Origin of the sequence: Lentzea cavernae, from assembly GCF_014653695.1 — a bacterium.
GTDB classification, from domain to species: Bacteria; Actinomycetota; Actinomycetes; order Mycobacteriales; family Pseudonocardiaceae; genus Lentzea; species Lentzea cavernae.
Genome location: NZ_BNAR01000008.1, coordinates 171,498 through 192,960, shown reverse-complemented (window position 1 = coordinate 192,960; position 21,463 = coordinate 171,498). Strand labels below are relative to the sequence as shown.

At 69.6% G+C, this 21,463-nt stretch carries 17 protein-coding genes; 9 read left to right on the top strand and 8 right to left on the bottom strand.

Annotation, left to right across the window (positions count from 1 at the left end; all coding sequences use genetic code 11):
* Nucleotides 1-110 precede the first annotated feature (110 nt).
* Nucleotides 111-938: a DUF4082 domain-containing protein gene (locus IE307_RS26165; protein WP_191302002.1), complete on the top strand. Its 828-nt coding sequence runs from the start codon at nt 111-113 to the stop codon at nt 936-938.
* On the opposite strand, the gene IE307_RS26160 is transcribed toward IE307_RS26165, so the two are convergent.
* Nucleotides 928-1,362 (bottom strand): MarR family winged helix-turn-helix transcriptional regulator, encoded by a 435-nt coding sequence (locus tag IE307_RS26160; protein ID WP_229905100.1) that lies wholly within the window; start codon nt 1,360-1,362, stop codon nt 928-930. The two genes, IE307_RS26165 and IE307_RS26160, sit on opposite strands and share 11 nt — an antisense overlap.
* Nucleotides 1,363-1,422: 60 nt before the next feature.
* On the opposite strand from IE307_RS26160, the gene IE307_RS26155 reads away from it, so the two are divergent.
* Nucleotides 1,423-1,794 carry a nuclear transport factor 2 family protein gene (locus IE307_RS26155; RefSeq protein ID WP_191302000.1) on the top strand — a complete coding sequence of 124 codons (372 nt, stop codon included), beginning with the start codon at nt 1,423-1,425 and terminating at the stop codon, nt 1,792-1,794.
* Here the strand turns inward: IE307_RS26155 and IE307_RS26150 are convergent.
* The gene (locus IE307_RS26150; protein ID WP_191301999.1) at nt 1,760-3,283 is read right to left on the bottom strand and encodes an ABC-F family ATP-binding cassette domain-containing protein; all 1,524 of its coding nucleotides are present in this window, start codon (nt 3,281-3,283) and stop codon (nt 1,760-1,762) included. The two genes, IE307_RS26155 and IE307_RS26150, sit on opposite strands and share 35 nt — an antisense overlap.
* 145 nt (nt 3,284-3,428) lie before the next feature.
* On the opposite strand from IE307_RS26150, the gene IE307_RS26145 reads away from it, so the two are divergent.
* Entirely contained in the window at nt 3,429-4,121 is a 693-nt protein-coding gene (locus IE307_RS26145; RefSeq protein WP_229905071.1) for a class I SAM-dependent methyltransferase, read from the top strand.
* On the opposite strand, the gene IE307_RS26140 is transcribed toward IE307_RS26145, so the two are convergent.
* Nucleotides 4,024-5,019 carry a DUF418 domain-containing protein gene (locus tag IE307_RS26140; RefSeq protein ID WP_191301997.1) on the bottom strand — a complete coding sequence of 332 codons (996 nt, stop codon included), beginning with the start codon at nt 5,017-5,019 and terminating at the stop codon, nt 4,024-4,026. The genes IE307_RS26145 and IE307_RS26140 overlap by 98 nt on opposite strands.
* 131 nt (nt 5,020-5,150) lie before the next feature.
* On the opposite strand from IE307_RS26140, the gene IE307_RS26135 reads away from it, so the two are divergent.
* Together IE307_RS26135 and IE307_RS26130 are read left to right on the top strand one after the other, a co-directional pair.
* Nucleotides 5,151-6,245, top strand: a complete 1,095-nt coding sequence (locus tag IE307_RS26135; RefSeq protein ID WP_229905070.1) for a sensor histidine kinase — start codon at nt 5,151-5,153, stop codon at nt 6,243-6,245.
* Nucleotides 6,242-6,874, top strand: coding sequence for a response regulator (locus IE307_RS26130; RefSeq protein WP_191301996.1), 633 nt, complete (start codon nt 6,242-6,244; stop codon nt 6,872-6,874). Before IE307_RS26135 ends, IE307_RS26130 begins: the two co-directional genes overlap by 4 nt.
* Before the next feature lie 2 nt (nt 6,875-6,876).
* On the opposite strand, the gene IE307_RS26125 is transcribed toward IE307_RS26130, so the two are convergent.
* The gene (locus tag IE307_RS26125) at nt 6,877-8,178 is read right to left on the bottom strand and encodes a purine-cytosine permease family protein (protein WP_191301995.1); all 1,302 of its coding nucleotides are present in this window, start codon (nt 8,176-8,178) and stop codon (nt 6,877-6,879) included.
* 106 nt (nt 8,179-8,284) lie between these two features.
* Nucleotides 8,285-8,917, bottom strand: coding sequence for a hypothetical protein (locus IE307_RS26120; RefSeq protein ID WP_191301994.1), 633 nt, complete (start codon nt 8,915-8,917; stop codon nt 8,285-8,287).
* A gap of 270 nt (nt 8,918-9,187) precedes the next feature.
* On the opposite strand from IE307_RS26120, the gene IE307_RS26115 reads away from it, so the two are divergent.
* From IE307_RS26115 to IE307_RS26100, 4 genes are all read left to right on the top strand, one after another.
* Nucleotides 9,188-11,077: a DUF2075 domain-containing protein gene (locus tag IE307_RS26115; protein WP_191301993.1), complete on the top strand. Its 1,890-nt coding sequence runs from the start codon at nt 9,188-9,190 to the stop codon at nt 11,075-11,077.
* Between the two features lie 138 nt (nt 11,078-11,215).
* Nucleotides 11,216-12,607 (top strand): TIGR02677 family protein, encoded by a 1,392-nt coding sequence (locus IE307_RS26110; protein ID WP_229905068.1) that lies wholly within the window; start codon nt 11,216-11,218, stop codon nt 12,605-12,607.
* Complete coding sequence (locus tag IE307_RS26105) at nt 12,604-13,668, top strand: TIGR02678 family protein (protein ID WP_191301992.1); 1,065 nt, start codon at nt 12,604-12,606, stop codon at nt 13,666-13,668. Before IE307_RS26110 ends, IE307_RS26105 begins: the two co-directional genes overlap by 4 nt.
* Complete coding sequence (locus IE307_RS26100) at nt 13,661-17,434, top strand: TIGR02680 family protein (RefSeq protein WP_191301991.1); 3,774 nt, start codon at nt 13,661-13,663, stop codon at nt 17,432-17,434. The genes IE307_RS26105 and IE307_RS26100 overlap by 8 nt, the downstream gene beginning before the upstream one ends.
* On the opposite strand, the gene IE307_RS26095 is transcribed toward IE307_RS26100, so the two are convergent.
* The 3 genes from IE307_RS26095 to IE307_RS26085 are packed head-to-tail and all read right to left on the bottom strand — an operon-like array spanning nt 17,418 to nt 21,399.
* Entirely contained in the window at nt 17,418-17,939 is a 522-nt protein-coding gene (locus IE307_RS26095) for a DUF6998 domain-containing protein (protein WP_191301990.1), read from the bottom strand. The genes IE307_RS26100 and IE307_RS26095 overlap by 17 nt on opposite strands.
* On the bottom strand, nt 17,936-19,084 hold the full coding sequence (locus IE307_RS26090; RefSeq protein WP_191301989.1) for an exonuclease domain-containing protein: 1,149 nt from the start codon (nt 19,082-19,084) through the stop codon (nt 17,936-17,938). Before IE307_RS26090 ends, IE307_RS26095 begins: the two co-directional genes overlap by 4 nt.
* 32 nt (nt 19,085-19,116) lie before the next feature.
* Nucleotides 19,117-21,399, bottom strand: a complete 2,283-nt coding sequence (locus IE307_RS26085; RefSeq protein WP_191301988.1) for a helix-turn-helix transcriptional regulator — start codon at nt 21,397-21,399, stop codon at nt 19,117-19,119.
* Nucleotides 21,400-21,463: the final 64 nt, after the last annotated feature.

The following is a 21,463-nucleotide window of genomic DNA, read 5'->3' as shown; positions in this document are numbered from 1 at the left end:
TACTCGTCAACGACATCTGATGGACACGGGTACGACCGTCAGCCGAATGGGTGCACGACCGAACAGCGGATCACCGTAACTGCGGATCTACGGGGAACGATCTGCCGTACATGAGACGATTAGCCATACTGCTGCTGGCACTTGTCCTGGTCTCTCCCACTCCGGCCCTCGCCGCGAACGCCCCGATGGCGATGCTCTTCTCGCCCACCGCCGAGGCCTCCGTCCCGCTGAACGAGCCGTTGCTCGTGATCGGCGGCGCCGTCAACGGCGAGTCGGGCGGCATCACCGAGGTCGACTTCTCCACCGACGACGGCACCAACTGGACCACCGTCGACGCGCACGGCGAACGGTGGTCGGTCGTGCTGTGGCCCTCCGTCCCGGGCCCGCTGACGATCAAGGCCCGCGCCCGCACCGCGTCCACGACCGGCCCGGTCACCGTCTCGCGCACGGTCCACGTCGGCGGCACGACGGTTCCACCGCTCGACGGCGACACCCTGCTCATCCTCAACGACACGCACAGCCCGACCATCAACGACCCGGACACCGAGGCCGTCGAACTGGGCGTGCGCCTCCGGGTCGACCGCGCCGGCTCGATCCCGGCCGTGATCGTCTACCGCGGCTCGTACACCGGACCCGTCACCGCGCGGATCTGGGCCGGCGGCGTGCTTCTGGCCGAGCAGGACGCCCCCAGCGCCGCCTACGTCCAGCGGATCACCTTCAGCACACCGGTTCCCGTGACTCCGGGCACCGAGTACGTCGTTTCGTACTACACGCCGTCCGGTGGCTACCGGGCGACGCAGGACTACTTCGCCGGCAACCTGGTGCAGACGCCGTTCACGCTGCCGGTGAACGCGGGCGTGTACCGCTACGGCGGCGGGTTCCCGACCGACACGTGGAACGCGAGCAACTACTGGGTGGAGCCGATCTTCAGGCCATAGGCACGCGGCGGCCGCGCACGCCCTCCGCGCCACCGGTCGCCTCGATCAACCTGATCAACGCCCGTTTCACGGCATCGTCGCCGTGCACGTCCAGCTGACGCCGGAGCCGGCGGCTGTCCTCGACCAGCCTCCGGCCCCGCTCCGTCAGCCGGGCACGCCGGATCCTGCTGTCGCCGCGGTCCTCGACGCGCTGGACGTAGCCGAGGCGTTCCAGCTCCAGCACCTGCTTCGAGGCCGCCTGCTGGGTGACGCCGAGCAGTTCGCCCAGCTCGGACACGGTCGGCTCGCCTTCGACGAGGTGCTGGATCACGTAACCGTGGGAGATGCGCACGCCCGTGTGCCCGATCTCGTGCAGCTGCTTGAGGATCGCGTCGTTCGCCGAGATGCCCGCGAGGTGGGCGAGTGTCGCGAGGTCGATGTCCATCAGGTCCACGGCGCAGATCCTGACATTGACAACCAAGGTTGTACAACTATGGTTGTGCACATGACTCCTGTTGAAGCCGCCCACGCCCTGCACCGCGCCCTGGAAGCCGGGAAGTCCGGTGACGAGCTGCGTCCGCTGTTCACCGCCGACGCGGTGACCGTCGAGCGCCCGAACCTGATCAAGCCGCACGGCGCCCGGTCTCCGTTGGACGAGATGCTCGCGAACTCCGACAAGGGCACCGGGCTGCTGTCGTCGCAGAAGTACGACGTGCACTCGGAGCTGGTCTCCGGCGACACCGCGATCCTGCGCCTGACCTGGACGGGCGTTCTGCGGGACGGGAAACAGCTCGTCGCGCACATCGCACAGTTCGTGGACACGCGCGACGGGCTGATCCGCTCTATCGAGACGTTCGACTGCTACGAACCATTCTGAGCTCCTCTCCCTGCCACCTCTGGCGCAGCAACCGGTCGTGCGACGCCACGACCACCGCGCCGGGGTAGTTGCCCAGCGCGGTTTCCAGCTCTTCCACCAGAGCGAGCGACAGGTGGTTGGTCGGCTCGTCGAGCAGCAGCACGTCGGACTCCTGGTTCAGCAGGCGGGCGAGCGCGAGCCGCCGCCGTTGCCCGACCGACAACGCGCCGACCGGTGTCGCGAAGTCGTTCTCGTGGAACAGACCCAGGGATTCGAGCTCGTCGCGGCTTCCTCCGAACGCTCTCAAGAGTGTCTGCTTCGGCTTGCGCACAACGGTTTCCTGCGGCAGGTACCCGACGACACCGTTGCGGACGGCCGCGCCGGGTTCGCGGACGCCCGCCAGCACGTCGAGCAACGTCGACTTGCCGGCGCCGTTCGGCCCGGTGATCAGCAACCGCTGTCCTGCCCCGACCTTCAGCCCACCGAACTCCAGGACCGTGCCCTCGCGCACCGCCGCGTCGAGCGGGGCGTTGAGGCGCAACGGTTCCGGCGGCTTCGACACCGGTTCGGCGCGCAGCCGCTCCAGCCGTTCGGACGCGCTGCGCACCCGAGTCCTGATCGACGCCTGCACGCGCCGCCCGTCGCCGTTGTACTTGCACTTGTTGTGGTCGGGGATCGCCCGTCCCGGCGCGACCCGGTGCGCCGTGGTGCCGCGCCACTCAGTCCAGTGGCCGATCTCGCCCACCCACTCCGCGTGAGCCTGTTCCCAGCGCTGCCGAGCCGCCTTCTTCTCGGCGACGTAGCCCGCGTACCCGTTGCCGTAGCGGGTGATCGTGCGGTTCTCGACCTCGGCGATCGCGGTGGTGACCCGTTCCAGCAGGAGCCGGTCGTGCGTCACGACGACCACCGTGCCCCGGTGCGCGCGAAGCCTGCTCTCCAGCCAGTCGAGCGCCTGGTCGTCGAGGTGGTTGGTCGGTTCGTCGAGCAGCAGCAGCTCCGGTTCTGCCGACAGCACGCCCGCGAGCGCCAGCCTGGCCCGTTCCCCGCCGGACAGCGTGCCGAGTGCGCGCCCGCGGCCGAGGTCCCCGATGCCCAGGGCGGACATCGCGGCCTCGACCCGCGCGTCGGCCGAGTAGCCGTCGCGCAGCTCGAACGCCGTCAGCAGGTCCCCGAGCTCGTCGAGCCTCTCCTGCTCCGCCGCCGCCTGGATCTGCTGCTCCAGCAGGCGGAACTCGACCAGGGCGGCGTCGACCGCATCGCCGATCATGGCGTCGTCCGGCAGGTCGAGCACCTGCCCGAGGTACCCGACGCCCTGCGCCACCACGGTGATCTCGCCGTCGTCCGGCACGTCCTGCCCGGCGATCAGCCGCAGCAGCGTCGACTTGCCGGACCCGTTCTCGCCGACCACACCGAGCCTCTCGCCCGGCCGGACCGTCAGCGACACGTCGTCGAGCACGCGCTTGTACGCGTAGTTCCTGGTGATCTTCTTGATGGTCAACTGAGCTGACATGGGTGACCCCCACCGCCGAAGGAAATCGGACATGGCTTGAAGGCGAGGTCAGCAGATCACCTAATCGATGTTGCCATACACCGTACGAGGCCGCAAGCGGATATACTCGCAGGGCATCTACCTGGGGGTTTGAGTGCAGCGAACCGTGCGCACGATCGACGACGTCATGGCATTGCTGGACGGCCTGTTCGCTCCGGAGGCCGACCGCTGGACCACCCGCGCGGGCGACTGGTGGGACGCCTTCTACGCGGACCGCTCGCGCGAGGTGCCGTTCTTCGTCGCCAAGCCGGACGAGAACCTGGCCGGGCACGTGCGACGCGGTGTGATCACCCCAGGTCGTGCTCTCGACATCGGCTGCGGACCCGGCCGCAACGCGATCTTCTTGGCGCGCAACGGCTTCGAGGTCGACGCGGTGGACATCTCGGCCACCGCCATCAGGTGGGCCACCGAACGCTCCGAGGGCCTGGACGTCCGCTTCCGGCACGGCGACGCGTTCGCGACCGAGGGCTCCTACGACCTGGTCTACGACTCAGGCTGCTTCCACCACCTGCCACCGCACCGCCGCATCGGCTACCTGGCGCTGCTCGACCGCGTGCTCGTCCCCGGCGGCCACTTCGCGCTCACCTGCTTCACCGCGGAGGAGGGCACCGCCACACCCGATGCCGACCTCTACCGGCAGTCGGGGCTCTCCGGCGGTGTCGGGTACACCCCGGACGAGCTGCGCTGGATCTTCCAGGACCTCACCGAGGTCGAGCTGCGCCGGATGAAGGAGGAACCTCGGGACTCGCCGGCGTTCGGGAAGGGCTTCCTGTGGACGGCGCTGTTCCGAAGGGGATGATCCGCCACCACGTGACGCACCGCCATGCCCACTCCGCCGGCCCGTACCTGAACCGCCGCATCCAGAAGTGGCTCAACACCGCCTGCACGACCCCGATCCCGAGTCCACAGAGGACCAGCGTCAGGTAGCTCGAGACCACTCCACTCACCGCGAGGACCAGCAGAGTCGCGAGCAGGTAGTTGGTCAACGCCATCTTCCCCATCGGTTCGAAGAACCTCCAAGGCCGCAACAGGAACAGCATCGCGAACAGAGGTGCGAACACCAGCCCGGTGAGCTGCGCCCTGCTCACCCCGGCGAGCCCCGCGCCGCCGTGGAACTGCCAGATCGCGGCGGGCACCGCGAGCACGAGCAGCGCCAGCACCACGGCGGGCCGGTTCATCCGGCCCAGCACGTCGTACTGCACCGCGGCCATGCCCAGCAGAAGCAACCCGGGGATGGGGAACGGGCCGAGCAGGAAGACGTTGAGCGACGCGAGCACCACGGGCACCACCAGGGCCACCACTCCCAGCGACAGCACCCACCGGCGCGCGAGGAACGACGCCGCCACCAGGAACAGCAGCCCGAACACGCCGTAGAACCGCAGCACCTCCCCCGGCTGCAGCAAGGCGTGGGCGAGGCCGAGCAATGTCAGGGCCACCAGCCGTCGCGCGAGCAGCAGGCGTGGCCGTGGGTGCGTGGACGCCGACCCGCGCAGGAACAGCGCGAAGCTCATGCCGAACAGCACCGCGAACGTCGGCGCGAACCGCTGGTCGAACGCGATCTGGAACAGGAACGAGTCGAGGTGGTCGGCGTTGCGGCCCGTCGGCTGGGGCATGCCGGTCATCTGCAGGATGTTCATGAACGTGATGCCGGCCAGTGCGAAACCGCGCAAGGCGTCGAGTTCGTGGATTCGTTTCACCCCACAAGTGCAGCGAACGAACACCCGTGTCCGGCAGGCGGAAAAGTCGGGTGTCGCCACCTGCGAAAGTAGGGTTGATCCCCTGCTCCAGTAGGTGATCCACGGCACAAACCGGCAGTATCGTCACTCGCGTGACACGGGCCGTGGATCTGGCACTGGTGCTGCTCGTGGCAGCGCTCGGCCTTTGGCGCGAGGTCACGATGCCCGCTCCGTCCCGCCTCGTGGCCGCGTCCGTGGCGTTCTACGTGGCGGTCCACCTGCTTTCGGCGGTGGCGCTGTGGTGGCGGCGGACGAATCCCGTCGGTTCGAGCCTGGTAATCGCTTTCCTCGCGCTGCTCACGCCGACCTACGCCTCGATGGCGTCCGCGTACTCCGTGGCCGCGCACGCCCCGCGCCATCGCTGGCTCGTGGTCACCCACCCCGTGACCTGGGCGATCGGTGCCGGGGTGTGGGCGATGCCGAACGTCGGCGACGGCTTCACCGGCCCCGCCCTCATCGTGATCGCCGGGCTCGCCGGTCTCTACGTCGGCGCGCGGCGCAGGCTCGTGCAGGCGCTGGTCGAGCGGGCCGAACGGGCCGAGAGGGAACGTGAGCTGCTGGCAGAGCAGGCGCGTGCCGACGAACGCACCAGGCTCGCCGGCGAGATGCACGACGTCGTCACCCACCGGCTGAACCTGATGGTGCTGCACGCCGGCGCGTTGCGGGTGGCCGCGAAGGACGACGGCGTGCGCAAGGCCGCCGAGGAACTGCGCACCGCGGGCTGCCAGGCGTTGGCCGAACTGCGCGACCTCGTCGGCGTGCTGCGCTCGGGCCGTGCCGCCCGCATCCCCGACGTGCTGCCCGACCGGCTCTCCCGCCTGGTCGCCGACTCGGCCGCCACCGGCCTGGAGGTCACGCTGACCGAACACGGCGACGCCGACACGATCTCCCCCGCCGTCCGCCGCACGATGTACCGGGTCGTCCAGGAGTCGCTCACGAACGTGCACAAGCACGCCCCCGGCGCCCACACCGAGATCACCATCCACTGCGGACCGAGCAGCGTCCGCGCCGTCATCCGCAACACCAGGCCGTCCGCGGTGCCGGACCTCGCGCTGCCCGGTTCCGGCAGCGGGCTGCTCGGCCTGCGCGGCCGGGTGGAGATGGTCGGCGGCACCCTCACCGCGGGCCCGACCGACGACGGCGGCTTCGAGGTGGACGCCGTCCTGCCCGCGTTCGTGCCGACATGACGTCGGTCCTGCTCGTCGACGACGAACGCATGGTCTGCGCGTACCTCCGCACGATCCTGAGCGCCGCCCCGGATCTCACCGTGGTCGGCGAGGCGTACGACGGCGCCGAGGCCGTGGAGGCCGTGCTGCGACTCCGCCCCGACGTCGTGCTCCTGGACCTGCGCATGCCCGAGGTGGACGGCCTGGCCGCGCTCGACCGCATCGCCCGACTCGACGCGCCGCCCAAGGTCGTGGCGCTCACGACGTTCGACGTCGACGCCTACGTCCTGCGCGCCATGAAGGCGGGCGCCGCGGGTTTCCTGCTGAAGTCCACCTCCCCGGAGGATCTGGTGGATCTCGTGCGCGTCGCGGCGGGCGGCCACACCGTCCTGTCCCCCGAGGCGACCCGCCGCCTGGTCGCCGCGTCGAGCGACGGCGACTCCGCCCGTGCCCGCATCTCCGGCCTCACGCGACGGGAGACCGAGGTGCTCGCGTGCCTCGGCGGCGGTCTGAGCAACGCCGAGATCGGCGCCCGCCTGCACCTCACCGAGGCCACCGTGAAGGGGTACGTGTCGAACGTGCTCACCAAGCTCGACTGCGACAACCGCACTCGTGCGGGGCTGCTGGCGCACGAAGCCGGCTTGCGCTGACCTCAGGCGGCCTTCATCTCGCGGTTGGTGGCGCGCCGCGTCCGCATCCTCAACAGGTCCAGCCGGCCCGCGGAGACGTACAGCACGAACGCGATCACGAGGGAGTTCACCCCGGACTGCCCGAACGGCAGGAGCTCACCCGCCACGGCCGACGCGGGCCAGATCACCACCGTGACGGGCACCCACGACGGCGCCGACCGCGGCACGTTCGGCCGCGTGGAGATGATCTCGCCGCGCCACCGCCGGACGACGTAGTACTCGGCGAGCATGATCCCGGCGACGGGCGGGAAGACCACGCCCAGCAACACCAGGAAGTGGCTGAACTGGTGCACGATGCCCGCGGCCGCGAGGACGCTGCCCGCGCACCCGACCACCACCGTCACCTGCGTCCGGCTGATCCTGATCGCGAACACGGCGTCGAAGAAGTTCACCAGCCCGAGCGAGGCCGAGTAGAGGTTCCAGTCGTTGATCTTCAACACCGCCGTGACCACGACCAGCGCACCGATCCAGCCGCCCGACTCGCTGATGACGCCCATGACGTCCGTCGTGCCCAGCCCGTGCGCGAGGACCACCCCGGCCAGCCCGATGACCCACTCCCCGGCCGTGATCCCGAGAACCGTCTGCTTGACGACGTCCCACCCGTTGCGGTGGAAGCGCGTCATGTCCGGCGCGATCGCCGCCCCCACCACGAAACTGCCGATGACCAGCGTGATCGCCGTCAGCATCCCGACAGCCGGACCCGGCGCGGGACTGCTGAGCACGACATCGTTGACATTCGCGAGCACGAGCCACAGCAGCAACAACAGGAACGCGGGCACGGCCACATAGGACGTCCACGCCATCCACCGCACGCCACAGGCCGCGATGACCGTGACGACGATCCCGAACAGCAACGACCACACCGGCACCGGCAACACCCCGGCGGTGGCGGCGAGCGTCGCCCCGGCCAGCCCCGTCTGCACCCCGAACCACCCGGTGCACGACAACGCGATGACCATCCCCAGCACCGCCGACCCGGCGTGCCCGAACCCGGTCCACCGGCTCAGGATGGCCGTGGAGAGCCCTTCCCGCTGCCCGATCACACCCACCGCGACCGCCACGACGCTGAGCAGCACGGCCCCGATCGTGAGCGCGAGGAACGCGTCCCAGAACCTCATGCCGAACCCCAGCGTCGCCCCCAGCAACAACTGGCTCAACGCCGTCGTCTGCCCGAACCGCTGAGTGGCCACCGACCACCATGAATGCCGCGCACGAACAGGAACACGGCTGAGGGCCTGATCATCACGCCCGAGACGAGCGGCCACGACCTTCCCTCCGCCCCGCGATCGACCACCCGGACAGTAATGGTCTAGACACGATCGGGCTATAGACACACCGCACATCCGAATGAACCTTCACACAGCGCCGCGCTTAAGTCATCGCCAACGCAATGCGCCGCCGCGCCACCAACCTCGTCTGGTGAACATCCACGCTCACCCCGAGCCCAGGCCGCCGCTCGAACCGGTCATAACTGCGACTCAACAGCCAGTGCGCCGCCACCGGAGTGATCAACTCCAACCGCATCTCGTCCCGCAACCCGGCCAACGCCTCCTCCGCCTGCCGAGTGAGGAACGCGTGCCGCGTCAGGCTCCCCCTGACCTCGTCGATCATGAACACCATCGCGTGCGGCACGTCCCCGTACGCATAACTGCACAGCAACGCCAGATACCCCGCGTCGATCGACCGGTCCCCGATCCAGCACTCACCGAACGTGAGCGCCCCCAGATCCCACCGCGGCCTCTCCTGGTGCCGGGCAGCCTCCCCGGCCCACACCCCGGGCCGTCCGGGCAACAGGTGCGCGAGAGCCGTCAGCAGCGCGGCACTGCGCCGGCTCGGCACCTCCCGCAGGTGCCGGACGACGTCCTCCCACAGCTCCTCGTTGTCCGCGAAGGGCCCGGCAACGGCACTGACCTGGAGCTCGACCTCCAGCGGGTCGGTGAGCTGCGGCAGGGGGCGCCCGGCGTCCACCACCGCCTGCTGCATGGGGGTCAGCCTCGTCCGCATGGCCGGAGATTAGGCCGATCGGCGCAACGCGACCCGTTCGGCGATCAACGCCACCACGGGGATCACCCCATCGTGATCACTTCCCGCACCTCGTCCGAGATCAACCGGACTTGCTGCGAAGCGACCTTCGCGCGATGACGGCCTGAGACCACCGGAGATCGACTAATCTCGGCGCTGCGGCCCGACGGACACCGAGCGTGACTGGTCCAGGCACCTCGTCGCTGTCCCCACCCGCATGTGGATTCCGCATGCTCAAGTGGGGGAACATTCGTGGCTCTCGTCCGTCAGAGCGCCGAGTCGCTGCTCGCCGACGCCTTGGCCGACCGGCTGCACACCGTGCTCGCGGAGCAGGCGCGGATCCAGTTCGAGGCCGGTGTCGGCAACGGCGAGGTGCGCTCCTGGCGCAACAGCCTGCCCGCGTTCCTGTCCGACCTCGTGGACGCCGGGCTCGGCCACGTCGAGGTGCTGCTGGAGCACAAGCTGCCGCACAGCCCGATGCGCGTGGACGTGGTCCTGTGCGGTCAGCACCCCGGAAGCGGTGCGCCGTCCTACGTGCTGGTCGAGCTCAAGCAGTGGTCGAAGGCGGAGCCGTACGGCGAGGACCTGGTGCGGATCGACCAGTACACCCAGCCCGTGCTGCACCCGGTCGAACAGGTCCGCAGGTACTGCGAGTACCTCGTGGACTCGACGCCGGCACTCGCCGAAAAGCCGGATTCCGTGCACGGTGTGGCGTACCTGCACAACGCGCGCGAGAGCGGGGTCTGGCGCATCTCTCAGTACGCGGTCGACGAGTTCGGCGAGCTGTACACCCTCGACAGCAAGAGCAGGCTGGTCGACCGGCTTCGCGCGCTGCTCGACCGCGACTCCGCGACGCGGGACGGAGCCCGCCAGGCCGCGGACGAGTTCCTCGGCATGCGTCACGCCCCGTCGAAGCCGCTGCTCGCCGCGGCGGCCAAGGAGATCCAGGAACGCGAGCAGTTCCTGCTCCTGGACCAGCAGCAGGTCGCGTACCGCCTGGTCACGATGGCCGTGGACAGGGCAAGGGCCTCCCGGACCCAGACCGTGGTGATCGTGCTCGGCGGGCCCGGCTCCGGCAAGAGCGTCATCGCCCTGAGCCTGCTCGGCGAGCTCGCGCGGCAGGGCAGGGAGGTCTTCCACGCGACCGGGTCCAGCTCGTTCACCAACACCATGCGCAGGCACGCGGGTCACCGCAATCCGCGGGTGCAGAAGATGTTCAAGTACTTCAACAACTTCATGGAGGCCGAGCCGCGCGACCTGCACGTGCTGATCTGCGACGAGGCCCACCGCATCAGGGAGACCAGTCTCAACCGCTACACGAGGCGGGAGGTCAGGGACAAGGCGCGCAGGCAGGTCGACGAGCTGATCGACGCCGCCTGGGTACCGGTCTTCCTCCTTGACGAGAACCAGACGGTGCGGCCCGGCGAGATGGGATCGCGGACGGAGATCGAGGCGGCCGCGGCGGCCGCGGGGTGTGCCGTGGAGGTGGTGGAGCTCGGCGGTCAGTTCCGCTGCGGCGGGTCCGAGTTCTTCGACGCGTGGGTCGCCGGACTGCTGGGGGTCAAGGGGAAGCCGACCCCCTGGTCCACCTTGGTCACGCGCACGGACGACGAGTTCGTGGTCCGCAGCGCGGAGTCGCCGCGGGAGCTGGAGTCGTGGCTGCTCGACCGGCAGGCCGGAAGTGGTGGCACCGCTCGCATCGCGGCCGGGTACTGCTGGAAGTGGAGCGATCCGGTCACGCGGGACGGGACGAAGGTGCTCGTGCCGGACGTGCGGATCGGCGACTGGCACCGGCCGTGGAACGTGAAACCGGAGAAACGGGTCCCGGACGCGCCCTCCGCGCACTTCTGGGCCAGCGACGAACGCGGGTTCGGACAGGTCGGCTGCATCTACACCGCCCAGGGGTTCGAGTACGACTGGGCGGGCGTGATCTTCGGGAACGACTTCGTCTGGCGCGGCGACCACTGGGAGGCGCGCCGCGGGCACTCGCACGATCCCGCTGTGAAGAAGGCCGACGATCTCCACTTCGGCCGGCTGATCCGCAACACCTACAAGGTGCTGCTCACCAGGGGCATGCGAGGTGTCTGCGTCTACTCCGAGGACCAGGAGACCCAGGAACACCTGCGGGCGATGACGCGATGACACCCGTCCCGCTTCGATGCCTGGCGCACCGGGTCGAAGTGGAGCTCGAGCCGGTCGGCCTCCTGGGAGGTTTTCCGGTCTGACGATGGCCCGCCCAGGCACCCAGAGGCTCCGGCGCGACAAGCTACGGTGGTGCAGGTGACGACGTTCCCACCGGTGCCTGCGGACCTGTTTCGCTTCACCACGACCGGCGACGCAGAGCTGCACACCGCGGTCCTGCGCGCGTTCGGCCTGGCGAACGAGCACCTCAAGACCGTGCTGAGCCTCGACGACGTGCAGCAACGGCTCAGGGAGGCCGGCTGGTCCGAGCCGGTGACGGACGACGAGCTGACCGCCTCCCTCACCTCCTTGCGCCAGTGGGGCCTGATCGACACGGCGCAGCAGCAGTACGGACTCACGAAGCTGGGCGAGGCCGCGTACGCGGGGCTGAAGCACGCGCTCGACACCCTGACGGGCAGCGGGTCGCTGCAGACCGCCACAGTCGACGCGATCGCCGCCCGGCTCGACGAGCTGAGCACACCACTGGACAACCAGCGCACGTTCACGGCGCTGATGGAGCTCGAAGGCCACCTCTCGGCCCTCAGGACCAACACCACGCGGTTCAACGCGGACCTGCAGCGGCTGCTGCGCGACGAGGACACCGACCTCGCGACCTTCCAGGACGTCAAGCGCACCACGATCACCTACCTGCGCGACTTCATCGCGGACCTGGACGCTCGCAAGCAGCAGATCCGCGACAGGATCAACGGCATCGACGCGGTCGCGCTGCACGAACGCGCGCGCAACGGCGCCGGCCTGCACCAGGACGAGAACTGGCTCCAGAACCGCGCGAAGGCCTGGGAGAGCCTCAGGACCTGGTTCCACAACGTGGACGAGTTGCAGGACGTGTCGCGCAAAGCCATCGTCCAGTTGCTCAGGGTCCTCGACCGGATCAGCGAGCAGCGTAAGAAGCCGACGAACACCGCCGCAGACTTCCGCGCGCTGGCGAAGTGGTTCGCGCGCACCGAGACCGAGGACGAGGCGCACGAGCTGTTCAACGCCGCGTTCGGGCTCTACTCCGCCCGGCACGCGCACCTCGCGCACGCCGACGGTGAGCTGCTGCCCAGTGCCGAGGCCTGGCACAACACGCCGCCCGTGCCCGTGTCGCCGCAGCTGCGCGCCACCGGGAAGCAGGAGCACATCGGTGCCACCGGCAAGGTCCGCAACGTCGACGAGGTGCGCCGCAGCCGCCGCGAGCAGGCGGAGAAGGAACGCGCCGAGCTCGAGTACGCGTGGTCGCAGATCCAGACCGACGGCGCGATCCGGATCTCCACGCTCACGAACCTCGACCACGACACGTTCCACCGGCTGATCGACCTGGTGGGGCGGGCGCTGGGCAGCGATCCGGACAGCACGGGCACGCGCTCGGCCGGGACGAGTGACGGGCGGATGCAGATCAACCTGCGCAACGCGCGCGGCTGGGCGACCATGACCACCCAGAAGGGCACGCTGAGCGGGCCCGACTACGTGATCGACGTGCAGAGCCGATGAGCCGCACGGGGAACCAGCTCGCACGGCTGGAGAGCGAAGAGGTGGCGCGTGGCGTTCGCCTGCTGCTCGCGCGGCCGTTGCTCGCCAACGGCCAGGATCCTGACGGCTTCGACCTCATCAGAAGGCGCCGCGAACCGATCACCAAGTGGTTCGACTACTACTGCGGCTGGCGTGTGATCGTCGAGCCGCGCGCCGGCTACGCGCGTCTGTTCAAGACGACGCAACGGCCCGACCGCACGCGACCGGCGTTCGACCGGCGGCGGTACGTGTTGCTGTGTCTCGTGTGCGCGGAGTTGCTGACCACGCCGGTGACAACGCTCGACGACCTGACGTCGCGCCTCAAGCAGGCCGACGACATGGAGTTCGATCCGGGCAGGCGCAGCGACCGGAACGCGTTCAACGGCGTGTTGACGTTCCTCGAAGAACACGGCGCGATAGAGGCCAACGAGCAGATTCGCGCGGACCCGACACTCATCACGCGTTTGCTCTCCTCACCGGTCGCACCCTCCACAGTGGACACGATTGAGGACCTGACGTACGAGTCGCGGTACGAGAACGCGCACCGCAGCCTGTGGCAGCGGCACTCCGTGATGCGCAGGCTCATCGACGATCCCGTGGTGTACAAGGAAGATCTGACGGCGAGCCAGCTCGCGTTCCTCGGCTCCCCCGCCGGCCGTAAGGTCGTGCAGACGGGGATCACGCTGGCCGGCTGCACGCTGGAGGAGCGCAAAGAGGGGTACGTCGTGGTCGACGCCGACGCGATCGCCACGGACACGAGGTTCCCGGACGACGACAACAACGCGAAGGTCGCCGCGTTGCTGTTGCTCGACCGGTTGGCGCTGGGTCCTGCCACCACGGAGGAACTGGCCGAGGAAGCACGCGAGGTGCTCACCCGGTTCCGCAACTGGGCCAAGGCCTACCAGTCGGACGGTGGAGCGAGCAGGCTCGCGGCGGACGGGCTCGAGCTGCTCGAAGCGTTCGGGCTCGCGCGCACGGAGAACGGCACCGTTCACAGGCTGCCCGCCGCAGCCAGGTACGCGGTCGAGGAGCCCAATGACTGACCGGTGGCAACCGAGCCGCGCCGGCATCATCAACGTCTGGCGCTACTACGACGAGATCTTCTCGTTCTACCAGGGCAGACTGCTGCTCAGGGGCCCCAACGGCACGGGCAAGTCGAAAGCGCTCGAGCTGCTGCTGCCGTACCTGTTCGACGCGAACCTGCGTCCGCACCGGTTGTCGACGTTCGGCAGTGCGGACCGCACGATGCACTGGAACCTCATGGGCGAGGGCAACCAGGGCAGCACGCGCGTCGGGTACGTGTGGCTGGAGTTCCAGCACGGCGAGCAGTGGTTCACGTGCGGTGCGCGTCTTCAGGCCACCACGAACACGTCCAACGTCGGCGCCACGTACTTCACGACGTCGCTCAGGGTCGGTGATCTGGCGCTGGTGAACGAGGCCGGGCGCCCGTTGACCACGACCGATCTCACCGCGGCGATCGGCGAACACGGTGTCGTGCACACCTCTCCTGCTGATTACCGCCACACGGTGCGGACGACGTTGTTCCCCGGCGTGAGCGAGCAACGGTACGACTCGCTGATCACGGCTCTGCTGCAGCTGCGCACGCCCAAGTTGTCCGAGCGGCTCGACCCGAGCGTGCTGTCCTCGTTGCTGTCCAAGGCACTTCCGCCGCTCGACCAGTCGGATCTCACCGAGATCGCCGAGGGCTTCGAACGGCTCGACCGTCAGCGCGAGGGGTTGCGGAGGCTCGACGAGGAGATCACCGCCGTCGAACGGCTCGCGGGCGTGCAGCGCGTCTACGCCCAGCGCGTGCTGGGCACGGCCTCGTGGGCGTTGGAGACCGCGACCGAGCAGCTCGACGAGCTGACCAGGGCCTCCAGGATGAGCGACCACCGCTACGAGCGCCAGATCACGCTCACCGACGAGGCGTTCGACCAGCTCGCGGCGCTGGGACGCGAGGCGAGCGCGGTCGACGCGGAGATCTCCGGCATCTCCGACCTGCCCGCGTACCAGGAGGGCAAGCAGCTCGACCTGTTGCGGCAGCAGCTCTCCGCCGCGTCCCTGCGCGCCTCGGAGGCGGCCGCGCACGCCGCGAAGCTCCGCGCGCGTGCCGTCGCCGACGAGGAACTGGCCGGGCAGGCCAAGTCCGAGGCGGCCGCACGGGCCGATGAACTGCGACGGTCCGTCGTCCTCGCACGGGAAGCCGCCGAGCGGGCAGGCATGCCGTCGGTGCTGGAGGAGATCGAGTCCGGCGCCGACGCGAAGGCGGGGCGTCAGCTGCTCACCGCGGCCGTCGAGTCGCGTTCGGCCGAGATCAACTCTCTCACGCGTGCCGTTGCCGCACACGAGAGAGCAGTCAACGCACGGAACGCCGCCCGCCAACGGCTCGAGGAGACCCGTGACGAGCTCGAGCTCGCCGCGGAGGCGGAGACCACGGCGCAGCGGACGTTCGAGCAAGCGTTTGCGAAGTTCTGCGCGGACGTCGACACGTGGGCGCGCGGCTGTTCCGAGCTGAACGTCTCCGAGCACCACGAGGTCGTCGAGGCGGCCGCTCTCGCCCGCGAGGAGTTCAGCCGCATCGAGGCGCGCCTGGACGAGACGCGCGCGGCGTTGAACAGCCAGCTGTCGCAGTACCGGTCCATCCGCGAGAAGCTCGCCAACCAGGTCGACGTGCCGCCGCCCGCGCCCTACACGCGTGACGGCGCCTACCGCGTCTCCGCGGCAGGCGCCCCGCTGTGGCGCCTGGTCGAGTTCCGCCCCGACACGCCGCCCTCCGTCCGCAGCGCGGTCGAGGCGGCCCTGGAGGCGTCGGGCCTGCTCGACGCGTGGCTCACACCGGACACGTCGTTCGAGCTGTCCGACCAGGACCGCTTCGCAGAGCCCTTGCTCTCCGGCCCGGCCCCCGGCACGACGCTGCTGGAGGTGCTCGCCACCGAGGACGAGCGCTGCCACCAGTTCCTCGACAGCATCGCCTTCGGTGAGACCGCGTCCGGCCACACGACCGCCATCGGCGCGGACGGGTCGTGGCGCCTGGGCAACGCCCACGGCCGCTGGAGCAAGCCCACCCACACCTACATCGGCGCCGACGCCCGCCAACGCGCTCGCGCGGGCCGGATCGCCGAGCTCACCGGTCTGATCGAGCAGCTCGCGACGGACCTGTCCGGTGTGGACGCGGCGCGCAACCAGATCGCCGTCCGCCGCGCGACCCTCGCCGGCGAGATCGCCCGCAAGCCCTCGACCGACCCGATGGAGATGGCCGAGGAACAGCGCACGAAGGCCCAGCTGCGGTGCGCGGCGCGCAAGGACGCCGTCGCCGCCGCGCTGCGCCAGGTGTCCGAGGCCGAGGCCGTCGTCGCCCAGCTCGACCAGAACGCGGAGGTGCCCGACGCGGACGTGCTGACGGCGTTCGGCACGGCGGCACACCGCTGGCTGGACGACCGCCGTGACGCCCTGTCCGCGGAGACGTTGTCGGTCGAGGCCGGCAGCCGTGCCTCGGTGAGCAGCGCGCTGGCCGACGAGGCGGAGGAGACGGCCTCGGCTCGTCAGCAGGAAGCCTCCGACCTCACCGTCACGCTGGAGACCGTCGAACGGGCCGCGGGCGCCGAGTTCCACACCCTCGACCAGCAGCTCATCTCGTTGCGCGCCAAGGCACTCGATCTGGCCGAGCAACGCGAACTGCTGCTGGACAAGCAAACGGGCCTGGCGCGCACCCTCGGCACGTTGGAGGAAAAGCGCAGGACCGACACCTCACGCGCCGCGGAAGCCACCGTCGCCCACGCGGCCGCCGACACGCGCTACCGCCACCTGACCAGCAGCCACCTGCCCGCCGACGCCGGCGAGGTGCCCGACGGCCCGGTCGACCCGCGCCTGATCCGCGACTCCGAGTCCCGCCTGGGCATGGCCGTGCACGAGGCCCAGCAACAACTCGCCGGCCGCATCGACCTGTCCCTGGACCCCGACGACGACGTCACAGTCCTCACCGCGACACTCGACGGCAAGCGCATGGGCGCCCACGCCCTGCTCCACACACTGCAGTCCGAACGCGACCGCATCCGCACCCACATCACCGACGTCGAACGCGACCTCTTCGACCAGACCCTCACCGGCGACACCCGAAGGCACATCGCCCAGCGCATCCAGGGCGCCTCCGAGCTGGTCGGCATCATGAACCAAGGCTTGGAGCGCGTCCAGACCGCCTCCGGCATCCGCGTGCAACTCGACTGGCAGGTAGACCCCCAACTGCCGCCGGGCACCAAAGAAGCCCGCGACCTCCTGCTGCGTTCAGACCTGAACGACCACGAACGCGAACTCCTGCACCAGTTCTTCCGCGAGCGCGTGGAAGAGGCACGCGCACACGACTCCGCAACGGGCTGGGAACAACAACTCGCCCAGGTGCTCGACTACACGACGTGGCACCAGTTCGTCGTGAAGGTGGACAGAGGCGAAGGCTGGGTCCCCGTCACCAAACGCGTGCACGGCGCCCTCTCCGGCGGCGAGAAGGCCATCGTCTTGCACCTCCCCCTCTTCGCCGCGGCGGCCGCGCACTACCACGCCACCCCTCACGCACCCCGGCTCATCCTGCTGGACGAGGTGTTCGTGGGCGTCGACGCCACCAACCGAGGCCAGCTGCTGGAGCTGCTGGTCAACTTCGACCTCGACCTGGTGCTCACGTCGGACCACGAGTGGTGCGACTACCGGGAGCTGACCGGCATCGCCATCCACCAGCTCACCACCGGCACGGACGGGGACGACGCCGTGACGACCGTGCGCTTCACGTGGGACGGCCACAGCCTCACGGCTGATGACTGAACAACGCCAGCAGCTCTCGTTGAGCGTCGGTGAGCGGGAACGCCGTGTTGGGCCGCGGATAGATCTCTGCGGCCTCCCACAGTTCGTCACGGACGCTGGACGCGGTGCCGATTTTGCGTCCTCGCGCGCGTAAGTCGTCCATGAGCGCGGCGGCGTCGAACAGGTACACGGCTTCGATGACCAACGGCCGGGATGTGCCGACCGAGCTCGACGGCGCTGACTTCGGCCCGGCCAGCACGAGGTAGACCTCCGGCCCGTTCTCGTGCAGGTCGAGGATGCCTTCGCGTTTCGTGGACCACCGGACGTTCACGGTCCTGCCGTCGGCGAGCCGTCCGTCGACTCCCCTGTTGGCGTGCGGCACGAGCGCGATTCCGAGGATCCGCGCCGCGATCCAGTCGCCGAGGTGTCCGGGCAGCGCGGGCCTCCGGATGCACGCGGCCAGCGCGGCGTCGATGCGGTTCCGTTCACGGATGAGCTCCGCCACGCGCCTCACGTCCTCACTCATGCCGACCCGCTCAACTCGCCGAGCAGCCCGGCGAACAGGTCCTCGGACACCACCGGAATCCCGTACGTGCGCGCCTTGTCCGCCTTGCCCGACATCGAATCCGGATCAGCCGCGATCACCACCGCGGTCTTCTTCGTCACGCCGGCCTTCACGGTGAGCCCAGCCGACGAAGCTCGGCTCTCCCACACATTCCGGGCCTCCCGCATCTCCCCGGTGAACACCACGAGATCCCCGAGCGACAGCCGCACCGGCCTGCGCAACGAGTCAGCGACGTCCACCCCGAGCAACGACGCGACCAGCCTCAGATCGGCCTCCTCGTCCGCGGTCACCCGGCCGTCCTCCCAGGCGGCGTCGGCCAGAGCAGCGAGGTAGCCCCGGTGCAACTCCATCACCTGCGGCAGCCCAAGGTTCAGCGCAAGAGCCACTTCGAGCAGCTCCTCCTGCTCCTCCGAGGACAGATGCCGGTCGACCAACGCCCGGTCGAGCACGTCGAGGTACTCATCGCCCGACGACGTCTCCACGCGGGGCAGCAGCCGCACGAGCTTCGCCAAGAAGTGCTGTTCGGTTCCGTGTACGTGGCCGCGTTGCACGGCGAACGCGTTCACGGTGCGCGGCACGGTCAACCGCACCGGCTCCACATGCCCGATGCGGTCCACGCAGAGCGCCAGGAGCCCCGCAGACGCGCGCGCGTCGTGCAGTGCGGAGTGCGCGGTGCCCATCGGTACACCGGCCACTTCGCAGCACGCCGCCAGCGACCGCGACGACGCGCCGAGGTAGCGACCGGCGAGGTTCATGGTGCACAGTCCCGACTCCGCAGTGAACTCGTGGCCGAGCCTCGCGAACTCGGCCTGCAGGAACCGCAGGTCGAAAGACAGGTTGTGCGCGACGAGCACCCGTCCCGAAAGCCGCTGGGCGAGTTCACCGGCGATCCCGGCGAACTCGGGGGCGCGACGGGCCTCGGCAGCGCTGATGCCGTGCACGTGCTGGGCGCCAAGGTCGCGGCGCGGGTTGACGAGCGTGCACCACTCGTCGGTGCGGCGGCCGGACGCGTCGAGGTGCACGACGGCGACCTCTATCACCCGGTGGTGCTGACCTGGCGAAAGCCCGGTGGTCTCGACGTCGACGACCGCGTAGCCGTTGCTCATGCCGGACCTGTCGCTCGGACCCGTGCCGAGCGTTATCCCCAGCCGCCGAGGTCATCCGTAAGGACCAACGCGAGCTCACCGCGGGTCGTGATGCCGAGCTTCGCGTAGGCGTTGGACAGGTGGTTGTCGACCGTGCGCGCGGAGATCACCAACGACGAGGCGATCTCCTTGTTCGTCAGGCCCCGTGCAGCCAGCACGGCGATCTCGCGCTCTCGCGGCGTGAGCGGAGTCAACGTCATTCGCGTCAACGCCGGCGTGCGCGCCCCCTCGCAGTGCGCCATCAACCGCCCGAACAACGCGCGGTCACCCGCCTCCGCCGCAGCTTCCGCAGCGAACAGTAGGAAACCCGCCTCCTCGAACCGCGAAGCCACCCCGACCAACGCGGCAGAGTCGTTGCGCACCAACGCCTCCGCGTGCGCGGCGTACACCGGCACCAACAGTCCGGTGGTCATCGCGGCGAGCTCCTGCAGCCGTGCGAGAGCCTCAGCGGCGTGACCGAGACGCACGGCTTCGTGCAGAAGCATCGCCTCCGCTGCGTACTCCCCGTACGCGCGCACGTCGGCGGCCGCGTCGAATGGCGACACACCGCCGGCCCAGATCCGGGCCGTCCACAACCCGAGGAGGTACGGCCGCATCCCCTGCGGCACCAGCTCTTCCGCCTCGGCGAGCAGCGAGCGCGCGTCGTTGCCCAGCATCGCCTCCACCTGCGCTAGCAGGCACAGCTGGACGAACGGCTGGGCGGGCCGCGCCTCCCGCAGCAACCTCCGCGCCTCCCGCAGCCGCCCACCGGCCAGCGCCATCCCGGCCAGCGACACCGCCCAGGTCGACCGCATGGAGTCCCACTCGGCCTTCTCCTGATGCGCCTGCACGGCAAGGCGTTCCGCTTGCGCCAGGTCGCCGTGCGTGGCGTGCACGAACGCCTCGGCGAACACCGTCGTCGTCGCGCCCAGCCCGGCCTCCGGGTTCGGCGGGATGACCGGGAACGGGCCCACGTACCGTCCCTGCACCACGTCGACCATCGCGAGGATCGCGGCCTCGGCGGGTTCGGTGTAGGAGAGCAACGCGCGGACCTCGTCGTACTTGCCCGCGTAGAACAGGAGCACGGCTCGTGCGAGGTCGTCCTCCAGCATCGCCGCGGCTTCCTCGTGCCGCCCCAGGCCCCAGCCGAGGTTCAGGGCCCGCATGGTGCGCTGCTCCACCGAGTCGTCGTCCGTGGCGATCATCGCGAAGACCTCTTCGGCCTCCACCGGACGGTCGGTGAACAGCAGTACTTGGGCGAGCAGCCGTGCGGCCTCCACGCCGCCGCCGATCGACCATGCGGCGCGTGCGAGTCGTTCTGCCAGAACAAGACCACCTGTCGCGCTGGCGAGGTTCGCGGCTTTCAAGAGCAACGCGGGATCGTCTGCTGTCCCGCTGTCCAGACGCAACACCGCGACGCGCAACGGGTCGTCGAGCACGGAGGCCAGGTACCGCTGATGGTTGCGCTTGCGCAGAGGAGGGCACTGCGCGCGCAACACCTCGCCGTACAACGGATGCCCGAGCCGCAGTCCCTCGTCGGTCACGGTCACGAGCCCGTCCAACGCCTCCGACGCGGCCAGGTCCATCGGTTCGCCGAACGCGAGCAGCTCCAGCACCCGGCGTTCCTCGGCCGGCACGACGGCGAGGTGGGCCTCGATCAGCTCCACCAGCCGTGGCGACAGCGGCAGCGGACCGTCCAACGACCACACACCGCCGTGTGACACCCACTGCGCGGCGAAGTGCATCTCTCGCAGCAGCAACATGTTTCCGGCGGATGCTGTCCACAGCCGATCGGCCGTCGCGCTTTCCAGCACACCGCCGAGCACGGTCTCCAGCACCTCGACGACCGCGGCACGGCCGAGCGGTTCGAGTTCGATGCGCGGAAGCAGTTCGTCCTTCCAGAGCGCCACCACCGGGTCGGGCGCGCGTTCGCCCGAACGCAACGTCGCCACCACGACGGCTTCCCGGTGCTGGACGAGCTGGTGCAGCAGTCCGGCCGACGCGTCGTCGAGCAGATGAACGTCGTCGACCGCCACGACTCGACCGCGTAACACGGCCCGTGCGGCGGTCAGCATGGCCAATGGCGAGGGGTCGACCGACGGCAAGAAGGGCGCCAACACGCCGAGTGGAATCTCCGACATCGCCGCCGTGGCACGCAACCGGACGTCGCACCCGACCTCGTCCAACAGCCGTGTCTTGCCCACGCCCGCAGGACCCGCCACGATCAGGCCCGCGCCGCGCACCGCACGCCGGACCGCGGTGAGCTCGGCGTCCCTCCCCACGAACGGCCACCCCATGACGTCAGGCTAGGTGATCGGCGCCGCAAAGGTGGGTGATGCCTTACTCATGCCTCTGAACAGC

Coding starts and splice junctions, on each gene's coding strand:
- IE307_RS26165 (WP_191302002.1), top strand. CDS start 111: ATGAGACGATTAGCCATACTGCTGCTGGCACTTGTCCTGGTCTCTCCC.
- IE307_RS26160 (WP_229905100.1), bottom strand. CDS start 1,362: ATGGACATCGACCTCGCGACACTCGCCCACCTCGCGGGCATCTCGGCG.
- IE307_RS26155 (WP_191302000.1), top strand. CDS start 1,423: ATGACTCCTGTTGAAGCCGCCCACGCCCTGCACCGCGCCCTGGAAGCC.
- IE307_RS26150 (WP_191301999.1), bottom strand. CDS start 3,283: ATGTCAGCTCAGTTGACCATCAAGAAGATCACCAGGAACTACGCGTAC.
- IE307_RS26130 (WP_191301996.1), top strand. CDS start 6,242: ATGACGTCGGTCCTGCTCGTCGACGACGAACGCATGGTCTGCGCGTAC.
- IE307_RS26120 (WP_191301994.1), bottom strand. CDS start 8,917: ATGCGGACGAGGCTGACCCCCATGCAGCAGGCGGTGGTGGACGCCGGG.
- IE307_RS26105 (WP_191301992.1), top strand. CDS start 12,604: ATGAGCCGCACGGGGAACCAGCTCGCACGGCTGGAGAGCGAAGAGGTG.
- IE307_RS26100 (WP_191301991.1), top strand. CDS start 13,661: ATGACTGACCGGTGGCAACCGAGCCGCGCCGGCATCATCAACGTCTGG.
- IE307_RS26095 (WP_191301990.1), bottom strand. CDS start 17,939: ATGAGTGAGGACGTGAGGCGCGTGGCGGAGCTCATCCGTGAACGGAAC.
- IE307_RS26090 (WP_191301989.1), bottom strand. CDS start 19,084: ATGAGCAACGGCTACGCGGTCGTCGACGTCGAGACCACCGGGCTTTCG.
- IE307_RS26085 (WP_191301988.1), bottom strand. CDS start 21,399: ATGGGGTGGCCGTTCGTGGGGAGGGACGCCGAGCTCACCGCGGTCCGG.